The following is a 9,626-nucleotide window of genomic DNA, read 5'->3' as shown; positions in this document are numbered from 1 at the left end:
GGTCGAAGGCGACCGTGGCCTCGGGGCGCGGGAACTGGATGCCGGGGAGGTGGACGATGTCCGTCCAGATCAGGATCCGGTCCTCGCCGGAGACGATGCGGTAGCCGGAATGGTCCGGCGTGTGGCCCGGTAGCGGCACGCGGGTGATGCCCGGCAGGACCTCGGGCGCGCCCTCCGGGATGTCGCCGCGCCAGTAGTCGAGCTCGCCGGACGGAACCAGCACCCTCGCCTTCGGGAAGACCGGCTGATCGCCGGCATCGACCAACCCGCCGACATGATCGGGATGCATGTGGGTGATGAGGACCGTGTCGATGGCGTTGGCGACGAGGCCAATGGCATTCAAGTTATCTCTCTGGCCGACACGAAATGGACCAAATTCCTAGATGTTTCCTGGGCTCCAGAGAGAAAAAGCTGTTCAGCCTTTCCTGTTGGTGCCGGCCCGATAATGCGCCCAAATCAGCCGATAGTGTTCAACGCCTGCACGGTACGACCTCGAGTTGTACAAGTACCGCGCCAAACCTACAAAGAGGATCCCCACCAAGCCAATTGAAACGAGTCCATATTTACCTTGCAGGAAGAAAAAGCCGACGCCGACCATGAAAGCAAACAGATACAGGGCATTCAGCCAAAGTAGGAATGTGTGACACCTAGCCCAACCACGGGACAGTAGAAAGGTGGGAGTGGAAAGGATCAGAGCCATAACCACAGCCCCTCCAAAGCTCAGGATAGCAAGCGTCTCAATCTCCACCAAGGGAGCCACTATCCTAGAGAACAGAATAACTATGCCGCCCGCGCTGAAGACCATGAGCATAACTGCTCCCAGCATGTGCCACATACCCTCGGGGAACATCTCGTACTCTGGCATCTCTTGTTCTGGCGGGTTTTCCGGCTTGTTTCCTTTCATTTTTCTTCCCTTGAAACAGCGATTGCCACCTTACTGATTACTCCTCCCAAAGCGCTGCCACCAACCGACATACCCGCACCAAGTGCATCCTTCATTTGCCGGATTGTTGTAGTTCGGATTGCCTCATTCGAATAACGCTTCTGAATTTTTCCCACACGCTCCATGAATTTCAAGGTTCCATTTGAAATTCCAGCTGCGTTGGAGCGAGCAATTTCCCTGGAGAGTCGCCTGCGTTGTTGTCTGTTCAGACCATTTAGCGTCTGCCTCAAAGTGACTCCGCTCGAGTTTAAAAGCTTGATGCCCCGCATGGTGATTAGACCAGTCGCCGTTGCACCACCGAGAGAAATAGCATCAAGGGCCAAGGTTGCGTGCTGATACCATTCTTCACTATCCAGCTTGTCATTTACTTCCGGTGCGTACACCTCGCTCGCTGTCCGGCCCATACCGTTCATACATTGAACGGAGCTGGCTGTCGCCGCGCTATAGGCCATAACGGTAAAAATTGAGGATCCGCCGCCACTGAACGGAATCGCGGCACCAGAGGTCCAGACAACGACCCAGCCCAATACGGCAGCGCCACAGGAGAGTGTCATACCCGCCGCTTCAGCAACCAAGTTGCTCTCAGTCGATTTTGTCTTAACTTCTGAGACATAGTCCAACCCAGACATTTCTCGTGGCGGCTCGCGCAGAATGACACGCACGGGTCTGGTAAAACACAAGGGCTCGAATTCCCGGAGAGTCACAGCAACCCCACGGTTATCGATAAACACCACTCCAGCCCCAATTAGGGCAGGATCACTATCAATCGCTTTGAAGAGCTTGTCTTTGTTTAGAGCAAATTCCAGCCGCTCTTTCAGCCGTTTCTTAGTCGTGGGATTCGATTCAGACAGGAAGGTAAGTTGGGAAAGCTGCATATTAACGTCCTTGATTCGGTTACTTCATCCATGGGCCTCACTGAAAAGGCGTGGTGATTTTAGCCGAAGAGATTAGCAAACGACAACGCCGACTATCACGGATGCGGCAAAAACCGAAACCCATCCCCATCCTCAGCCACATACCCGATCCCCGGAAAATCCAGATGATGCCCGGCGACCAGTTCCCGGGATTCGGCCAGTTCGGTCATGATGCGGCGGCGGGTGGTGGCGGCCTGGGGCGGGTCGACGTCGAAGGCGACCGTGGCCTCGGGGCGCGGGAACTGGATGCCGGGGAGGTGGACGATGTCCGTCCAGATCAGGATCCGGTCCTCGCCGGAGACGATGCGGTAGCCGGAGTGGTCCGGCGTGTGGCCCGGTAGCGGCACGCGGGTGATGCCCGGCAGGACCTCGGTGCCCTCCAGGCGCTGCATGCGCGACCCGACGGCGGCGATGACGCGGTGCGCGGCCTGGAATTGTTTTGTCAGGACCTCGGGCGCGCCCTCCGGGATGTCGCCGCGCCAGTAGTCGAGTTCGCCGGACGGTACCAGCACCCTCGCCTTCGGGAAGACCGGCTGATCGTCGGCATCGATCAACCCGCCGACATGGTCGGGATGCATGTGGGTGATGAGGACCGTGTCGATGGCGCTGGCGTCGAGGCCGATGGCGTTGAGGTTGGCCATCAGACCGGCACCGCCCTCGCCGGCGAAGGCGCCGATGCCAGTGTCGATCAGGATCCGGTGATCGCCGGTATCCAGCAGAAAGGCGTTAAGGGTGATGCGCGGCGGTGTGGGCCGGCGGTTTTCGGCGTGCAGACGCCTGGCCTCTTCTTCTGGGATCGATTGGACCAGGCCGAAGCTGGCTTCCATCTGGGCATCGAGCAGGGTTGCGAATAGAAGGTCTGTGAATTACAGAGGTGGCGGGGGCCCGCTAATGGAAATCATGCATCGCCGTAGAAAGAGCAATGAGCAGATTTGTACCTATAGGTACATACATCGTTCAGGGCAGCTCACATCGGACAAAAATATGTACGATAGCTCACAGACAGTTGGTAAACGATGGGAAATACAATGAACGGGGAAAACGCACTCACAGCGGGAGTTCAGCTCACCCGGCAATGCATCGGGTTGGTTTTGATTGGAGCATTCGTTCAAACCGCATGGATTAGTGTGCTGGGTGGGGTCCTGGTTGCAATATGTGTGGGAACGGTTGCCCGGAGTATCACTCGGACAGTAGGCAAACCTCACAAAGGGCGGAAATCATGATAAAGCGGTCTGATCTGCATCGCCAATAGTGGACACACGGTTAAGCACTGGTTTTGAGCTCGTAGGGCGGCCTCTGGTCTAAAAAGCACAGTTTACAGAAGCCCTTTGAGACGTTCAGGTCCTAGCTTAACTGCTTCCAGAACGATGTCTTCCTTAATCCCTGTCAGCTCTCCCCAGGAGCAGATTCTTGACCGCCTTAGCTCTGGCGGCATGAAAACCAGTCCATCAGAATGGTAAATCGCTAGAGACAATAGGAAGAGGATTGATGCAACCTCTTCCTTCTCTGAGCTTGTGTTCAGGAAGGCAGACCCAACATCGCAACTTCCTGAATCACCCGGATAATTCTTCTCTGAAAGGCCTGCAACCCTTTGCAAAACACGCTTGAGGCCTTCTCTTTGATCAACACTCATTGTTTGACTGAGTTTTTCAGCGCGCTCATACCCATCGGGGGATTGCCAGACCTCATCAATCAGAGCTTTCAGGTTGTCACTCATCAAAACTCTCCTTTCCAAAACGGCGTCCCGCGAGAGCATATATGGTCGCTATCCTTTCTTGGTTAATGACTTAATTCACCCAGTACTTGCCATATCAGTCCGTGGAGTTTATCGATACTTTTTCGTATGCCCCACTCATCCTCGATCGCAATCTTTTTACGGTTCACCGCCTCCGGTAACTCCCTGAAATAGCTGTTAACTTTTAGCTGTAGACTCGAAGATCCTTCATGGATATCTGCAGCGCCGGAGATATAATCCCTTTTCGGATCATCTGTACGCAACAGATGACTCCCTTCTTGATAATACGCGTCGGTCGCTGTCAGCACAATTTCGAGATCCGGCCTGGGTAAGGCGAACTCTCCATACTCGAGCCAAATAAGGAGATTCTCCAACTCCTTGCCACGCTCAAAATCGTCAAGTTTGGCAGTCTGAAACGCTATGTTCGACAGAACGTAACGGTCGCAGACAACGATCGCGCCTTTTTCCAAATCATCCTTGATATGCTTGCGTTGAGAGAATCGATCTGTAGCGAAAGCTAATGCCAAAAATTCAGGTGACGTGTCTCCAAATTTCCCCATTAAGAAATCACCAATCAATCTCCCAATTGGAGTTCCTGATTTTGAAGGGAAATCATATTCTTTGACTATCTTCCCTTCCGACTCCAACCTGTCTTTGAGGGCGCGAGCTTGGGTGGACTTCCCTAGGCCATCGCCTCCCTCAATAACTATAAGACGACCAATCTCATTCGAAGAGGAGAAATTCATTGAGTAATACTCCCGATAGACTCGCTCATGCTAACGCGAGGTACGTTTTCTTCCGTTCACGCGGCACCCTAGTCACAGTTTTCTCCCTGATTCTCATCATGGGCATCGTTGCCATAAATTCCAACAGCCAAGTCTGGATCTCTCTGGGAACGTCCTTGGTTGCAGGCGCAACCATTGCGCTATTAACTCTCTGGATAGATCAGCTTCGTAACGCCGAGCAGGTCAGGATGGCTGAACTGATTGATTCGGGCCTGCACTCTGCCTTTGAACGCAGGAATCTAGCAGAGTATGAATCTCTTGTGCCAGAGGCAGATGCCATCGACGTTGCAGGCTACACCCTCAAGTCCTTTACTGAACAGAACGAGACCCACCTTCGAACCAGAGCCGAAAGAGGAAAGCCTATCACCGTTAGGGTGCTTCTGGTTGACCCTTCAACTGAAGCAGCGAAAGTTATGGAGAGCTCTGAGGGCATGCAGCCCAAAACCTATGAAAGTCTGTGTAAGTCTGTAGTCACACGGCTTGGTGATATAGAAGGAGTAGAGATCAGATTTTTAGCCCGTCCCCTTTCAATGATGATCTATCGAATTGACAAATTTGTGTATACAGGACCCTTCCCGGCATCCGGGAAGAGCAGTACCGCCTTTACGCTTAAACTAGAGGAACCCGGGTGGTTATATGAGCACCAACTCAAAGAATTCAACGAACTATGGGATGAAGCATATACCAAAGCATAAAGAACTACTCATCAACCTCATACGCACCTTCAAAGGCTAGGTGGGAGACAGACGCCTCTCGATAAACCTTTGCTATAGTTTCTCCAGAAGAGACCCTAGAACGGTGTGGAGCTACAATTTCTAATCCGCCTTTCACGATAGAGCCCGGATTACCGGACTGCGCGTTTTCCTGACCTTGTGGGCTATTCACCCTTTTGTTCACAATATCTGCAGTCAGAACTGGATTCCAATTAATTGTCCCGCTTGAATCTGCTTTGATCTCTCTGCAACATAAACCTCCAAGAAAAGCCTCTCTTATATCGTGCTCTACGCGCGACAGGAATTCTGGGTTGGCTCCGTGGAAACGCCATATCTCAAGCATCGAACGGAAAGCATCACCACTATCAATAGCTGTCTCTACGAGGTCGGCTAGTTTGCTTGCATCCAAGCCAAGCTCCTTTGCAAATTGGAAGATGAACCGTTTGGCAGTGGCAAGCTCTTTTGAATTCCCACCAGACCTTAGAAGTTCGGCAGCCTCTACAACCTCGGTGCTGGAGCCAACTGAATGACCCAAAAAAGTATCTGCATTGCGAAACATCGGAGTTACATTAAGACCTGCTGAAACACCGATCGTAGCGCATAGCTTACCAAACTTATCAGCATCCTCTAGAGTGCCCAAAAACGCAGTTTGGCCGTACAAAATGTCGATAATTACGGAATCTGCAGGCAGGGCTGCCTGCTTTGCCATGATACTCGAAGCCATGAGCCCCATTTCGGCAACTGTCCCGGTTTCTCCGCGGATGCGATACATTTCAGCATCTCGTAAGCAAAACCCTGAACCGGCAGAAAAATAGCTAACTGGAAAGCGCCTACAATCCCAAGAATCATACGCAGTGATATCAGTAACCGAAAATCCAGGGACAACTGCTAATTTATCCCGTGTACCCCCGGTATGGGCAAGCTTTCGAGCAACAAGAAATGGTGAACACCAATCAGTTTCCTTTGCCAAACTCATCAGTAGCGGAGGTAATATCAATGCCTGTTTTTCTGATATCCCTCCTGTCGGATACCTCCTGACTGCCTTAGCCCTTGCTTTCTTCTTCTGAGTGCTTCCAGAGCGCAAAAAGTCAGTCAGCTCTGCAACCTCATCCGGATCTAGGCCCCGATGAAAAACAGATGCCAACCAATACCCGGCAGCGACTTCGGTCGCAGCACTAGATTTGAAGGGGTCAAACCAAGTGCCTGCCACCTGCTCAAGAGCTTCTCGCGTTATAGGTCTTGCAATAACCCGGTCAATTTCATTGTAATGAGTAACCATTCGCTTTGACTGCTCTACTGCATATGCAGCTTCCCCGAAAAGCTCAATTCCGCCACGTTTGTGCAGCCAAAGGGCAGTGCCAGATTGAGCCGGGGTTAAGCCTTGATCCAAATCAGTAGAGGTCGCGGTCGCCTTGAATTGCTTATTAGCTTCTGCGAGCGCAAGTGCTGCTGATTTACTCATGCAAACTCCTCTAACCGATCCCGAACCCGCAGTGCAGTGTCTTCTGGAGAACCAGAGCGCTGTTCAATTACTAGGAGCTTCGTATGGTGTTCTGTAGCTGCGCGCCTGGATGCCTGTAGCATCAACTCCTGCATCTCGAAGTGGGATTCTAATTGGGCAGACCGATCAAAATCCCTATCACGCTTTTTCATAAAGTCCATCCACGTGTCTTCGTCTAAATAAAGGAAGACCAAAACGTCTGCCTTTGGTAGTCGATTCCAGTCCTCCCGAACCATCGCTGAAGCTGCATCGAAGTAAGGATCATTAGTGGGCATGAGCCAGTTAAAAGCGGGTTTACCTAGATAGTCCCCTATAAGGACATCATAATAACTATCCACTATAACTGAGCCACCCTGCGTGCGTTTATCTTCTGCCCTGAATAGTTTCGGAACACGCACTGTTCGGAACCAGGTTAAAGCCGTAAATGCCCCCATGACCGCCCTCTCCTGAACTAGCAAAGGCCAATCAGACTCCTCTGGCTCCAAAAGAGTTTCGGCTTCCATAATTCGTCCAAGGGCCCGAGCGGTTGAAGATTTTCCGGAACTAGGCAAGCCTGCGAAAGCTATAAACATTAATCCTCCAACTCCCTAAGAGCACAATTTCCCAAAGGCAGGGGCTTGGACCTCAACAAATGAAGTTTGGTTGCGAATTAGGATCATAAGTTATATGACTCTAGCCCCAGTGAATTCAGATATGACACCAGAGCTCAGACCCTCTCCCTGTGACGCTTTTGATCCTTAAAACATCAGCCTAGCCGATGGTCAGGGCGCGGTCTACGTACTCGTTTGAATGCCCGTTTTCGGGCAACCATGAATGATGGGGTCGAATTCGAATGCCAAACGGTATTGGGTCAGTCCCGAGAAAGTAGAACCACAGTAATGTTATCCGTCAAGGTATCAGCCAGCCGGTCCAGCTCAGTCAATCTGTGTTGCTGATAATCAGCTGTTTTTTGGTCGTTTTGTAGGCCGGCCCATATCAGCAGGGTTTGGCAGGCCTCTGCGTCATCAAACACCCCATGGATGTAGCAACCCGCCACGGCCTGATCCTGGCTAACTGCCCCATCCAACCGCGCATCCAGTGAAACCAACGGCCGCTCCAACGCACTCCCCGTCGTCACCCCGTTATGAATCTCATACCCACTCATCGGCGTCCCGCTTTCCGCGAACACCCCGGTCACCCGCCGCAGCGGTTTCCCTTCCACCAGCCGCGCCTCAAGATCCAGCAGGTTCAGCCCTTTGGTTTCGCCGGGCTCGCCTTCGATGGCGTCCGGATCGGCGATGGTTCTGCCCAGCATCTGGAATCCACCAGAGATCCCGAGCACCTTGCCGCCGTAGCGCAGGTGGCGCTGGATGTGCTCGCCCCAGCCCTGGGCCTTGAGTCATTCGCGGTCGGCTCGGGCGCTCTTGCTGCCGGGGTGGATGATGAGGTCGGTGCCGGGTTTGTGTTCTTCGGGGCCGATAAACGCTGCCAACACGGGCAGCTTTGGAGTGGAGGCGAAGCCGCAACGGAAAAGCTGTCCGCGTGCTTGGCCTAGTTAGCGATCACAGTAAGCCTGAAAGCGCTGGTATAAAAGGCCCAATTACAGCCATGTGATTGGCTGAGGCTGCCACAAATTTTTTGTAAGCGTCAGAAAAGCCCGATGAACCTCGTGCTTCTTGCATTTCAACAACGGTCTCTTTTAATGCTTCTTTTTCCTCAATATCTGCCTCATCAATAGCCGCTATTAGATCTGCAAAGATTGCATCTGTACCCTCAATATTCTGGTTAACATTCTCCGAGCCAACAGATATATTACTGCCACTAACGTTATTAATAGTAACGCTAGACTTTTCTTTATTAACAGGCATACCATTTTCCAACTTATAAAGATCTGTTTCCATTAATAGATTGAGAGTGCTTTTAACTATTTTAGCCAGTTTCTGCTGATCACGGAAAGTTGACACCATTTGCTGGAAAGCCCAACAATTAAGGCCGAACTCGTCATAAACTTGGGTAGCTTCATCAACTACATGGTTAAGATCTGAATCAATCCACGTTCCTTCAAATCTTTCAATAATACTTGAAAGCGTAGGGTAGGTTGTTATGTCGTAATTAATAGAAAGCAGAGCATCTGACATAAACAACGCCATATCTCGGCCATCAGAATAAATTTGTTCTAAAGTTGCACGCTTCCTGCCATACTCGATTTTATATACGTTGCGCTCCCAATCCTCCTTATTTCTATAGTGAGACCAATCCCTATCCTTATTTTGGAACTCATGGCCGATGGACAGCAGTCGTCCAATTAGTCCTTCGACTTGCTTTAGATCAGCTCGAACATCCGTCGTCATTCGTACTCCTAGTTTGGGTCAAACAACCGCTAACACTGTCAACACGGGCAGCTTTTGAGTGAAGGCGAAGCCGCAACCGAAAAGCTGTCCTTGTGCTTGGCACTTGTTAAGTGTTGCTCCTCACGCGCCCTTTTGGAAGCTCATGAAGAATAATAAGCTGATTGATGAAAGTTCTTGCCCTTCTATGGCTTGTGCTGTTGAGGCCATCAAACCATTCAAACCCCATACTAATAGAGGCTGCGATCATCAAAAACATATACCAAAGAACAAGATAGCCAAGCATTAAAAACAAAGAAATGACTGCCACGATAATGGCCATAGATCCAATCGATTCCCCCTCAACAAAAGAGAAAACATCCTCTAATGAGGCTCCCGCTGATATAGAAAGACCGATAATAGCAGCACACACACCCATAAACATCGCCAAAATCCTGTTTCTGGATTCCGGAGCAAAAATATAACCGGCAAGTTTTTTTCCATCCAAAGAAAGGGGAGACCTATTCCTTTCCTTTAAATCCAACATTTGATCTATCTCTATTGCCAGATCAAAAAACTCGCGACTAGTCACTCCCAGTGTTTCTTCAAGCCATAACTTTTTCAGACTTGAAATATCTTCTTCATCTGTGCTCAACAGCTCCTTAGCGCTCTCCACTACCAGCTTATCCCGTTTACTTTGGAGCTTAAACCAGAAGAAGAGCACAAGGA

11 protein-coding genes and 1 pseudogene are annotated in these 9,626 nt (G+C 51.0%); 1 reads left to right on the top strand and 11 read right to left on the bottom strand.

Translation table 11 applies throughout. The features are described 5' to 3' along the window. The 6 genes from DES49_RS02670 to DES49_RS02645 all read right to left on the bottom strand — a co-directional run. A partial coding sequence (locus DES49_RS02670; RefSeq protein WP_133735034.1) for an MBL fold metallo-hydrolase occupies positions 1 to 343 on the bottom strand: 343 nt, incomplete at its 3' end. 72 nt (positions 344 to 415) lie between these two features. Further along, positions 416 to 904: a hypothetical protein gene (locus DES49_RS02665; RefSeq protein WP_133734820.1), complete on the bottom strand. Its 489-nt coding sequence runs from the start codon at positions 902 to 904 to the stop codon at positions 416 to 418. Next, entirely contained in the window at positions 901 to 1,818 is a 918-nt protein-coding gene (locus DES49_RS02660; protein ID WP_133734819.1) for an Ssp4 family T6SS effector, read from the bottom strand. The genes DES49_RS02665 and DES49_RS02660 overlap by 4 nt, the downstream gene beginning before the upstream one ends. A gap of 95 nt (positions 1,819 to 1,913) precedes the next feature. Then, the gene (locus tag DES49_RS02655; protein ID WP_133734818.1) at positions 1,914 to 2,684 is read right to left on the bottom strand and encodes an MBL fold metallo-hydrolase; all 771 of its coding nucleotides are present in this window, start codon (positions 2,682 to 2,684) and stop codon (positions 1,914 to 1,916) included. Positions 2,685 to 3,172: 488 nt separating this feature from the next. Continuing rightward, positions 3,173 to 3,574, bottom strand: a complete 402-nt coding sequence (locus DES49_RS02650) for a hypothetical protein (RefSeq protein ID WP_133734817.1) — start codon at positions 3,572 to 3,574, stop codon at positions 3,173 to 3,175. 62 nt (positions 3,575 to 3,636) lie between these two features. Further along, a complete protein-coding gene (locus DES49_RS02645) occupies positions 3,637 to 4,338 on the bottom strand; it encodes a dTMP kinase (RefSeq protein ID WP_133734816.1) in 702 nt (233 codons plus the stop codon). Here DES49_RS02645 and DES49_RS02640 point away from each other — a divergent pair. After that, on the top strand, positions 4,338 to 5,072 hold the full coding sequence (locus DES49_RS02640) for a hypothetical protein (RefSeq protein ID WP_133734815.1): 735 nt from the start codon (positions 4,338 to 4,340) through the stop codon (positions 5,070 to 5,072). The genes DES49_RS02645 and DES49_RS02640 overlap by 1 nt on opposite strands. Before the next feature lie 4 nt (positions 5,073 to 5,076). Here the strand turns inward: DES49_RS02640 and DES49_RS02635 are convergent, their stop codons facing one another. The 5 genes and pseudogenes from DES49_RS02635 to DES49_RS02610 form a co-directional block, all read right to left on the bottom strand. Further along, complete coding sequence (locus DES49_RS02635; protein WP_133734814.1) at positions 5,077 to 6,552, bottom strand: hypothetical protein; 1,476 nt, start codon at positions 6,550 to 6,552, stop codon at positions 5,077 to 5,079. Next, entirely contained in the window at positions 6,549 to 7,094 is a 546-nt protein-coding gene (locus DES49_RS02630) for a hypothetical protein (RefSeq protein WP_133734813.1), read from the bottom strand. The genes DES49_RS02635 and DES49_RS02630 overlap by 4 nt, the downstream gene beginning before the upstream one ends. A 347-nt stretch (positions 7,095 to 7,441) precedes the next feature. Next, positions 7,442 to 7,954 (bottom strand): annotated as a pseudogene (locus DES49_RS02625) (cobyric acid synthase); the annotation flags it as partial. A 178-nt stretch (positions 7,955 to 8,132) separates the two neighbouring features. Continuing rightward, positions 8,133 to 8,921, bottom strand: a complete 789-nt coding sequence (locus tag DES49_RS02615) for a hypothetical protein (RefSeq protein WP_133734811.1) — start codon at positions 8,919 to 8,921, stop codon at positions 8,133 to 8,135. A gap of 106 nt (positions 8,922 to 9,027) precedes the next feature. Then, the gene (locus DES49_RS02610) at positions 9,028 to 9,552 is read right to left on the bottom strand and encodes a hypothetical protein (protein WP_208297005.1); all 525 of its coding nucleotides are present in this window, start codon (positions 9,550 to 9,552) and stop codon (positions 9,028 to 9,030) included. Between the last annotated feature and the right edge of the window lie 74 nt (positions 9,553 to 9,626).

It is taken from the genome of Halospina denitrificans (assembly GCF_004364635.1).
In the GTDB taxonomy this organism is placed as follows: domain Bacteria; phylum Pseudomonadota; class Gammaproteobacteria; order Pseudomonadales; family Oleiphilaceae; genus Halospina; species Halospina denitrificans.
The sequence above is the reverse complement of the archived record's forward strand: the minus strand, read 5'-3'. Positions and strand labels throughout refer to the sequence as shown.

What these genes read in the sequence shown, in the direction of transcription:
- DES49_RS02635 (WP_133734814.1), bottom strand. Translation starts at nt 6,552, where the DNA reads ATGAGTAAATCAGCAGCACTTGCGCTCGCAGAAGCTAATAAGCAATTC.
- DES49_RS02665 (WP_133734820.1), bottom strand. Translation starts at nt 904, where the DNA reads ATGAAAGGAAACAAGCCGGAAAACCCGCCAGAACAAGAGATGCCAGAG.
- DES49_RS02615 (WP_133734811.1), bottom strand. Translation starts at nt 8,921, where the DNA reads ATGACGACGGATGTTCGAGCTGATCTAAAGCAAGTCGAAGGACTAATT.
- DES49_RS02650 (WP_133734817.1), bottom strand. Translation starts at nt 3,574, where the DNA reads ATGAGTGACAACCTGAAAGCTCTGATTGATGAGGTCTGGCAATCCCCC.
- DES49_RS02630 (WP_133734813.1), bottom strand. Translation starts at nt 7,094, where the DNA reads ATGGAAGCCGAAACTCTTTTGGAGCCAGAGGAGTCTGATTGGCCTTTG.
- DES49_RS02655 (WP_133734818.1), bottom strand. Translation starts at nt 2,684, where the DNA reads ATGGAAGCCAGCTTCGGCCTGGTCCAATCGATCCCAGAAGAAGAGGCC.
- DES49_RS02660 (WP_133734819.1), bottom strand. Translation starts at nt 1,818, where the DNA reads ATGCAGCTTTCCCAACTTACCTTCCTGTCTGAATCGAATCCCACGACT.
- DES49_RS02645 (WP_133734816.1), bottom strand. Translation starts at nt 4,338, where the DNA reads ATGAATTTCTCCTCTTCGAATGAGATTGGTCGTCTTATAGTTATTGAG.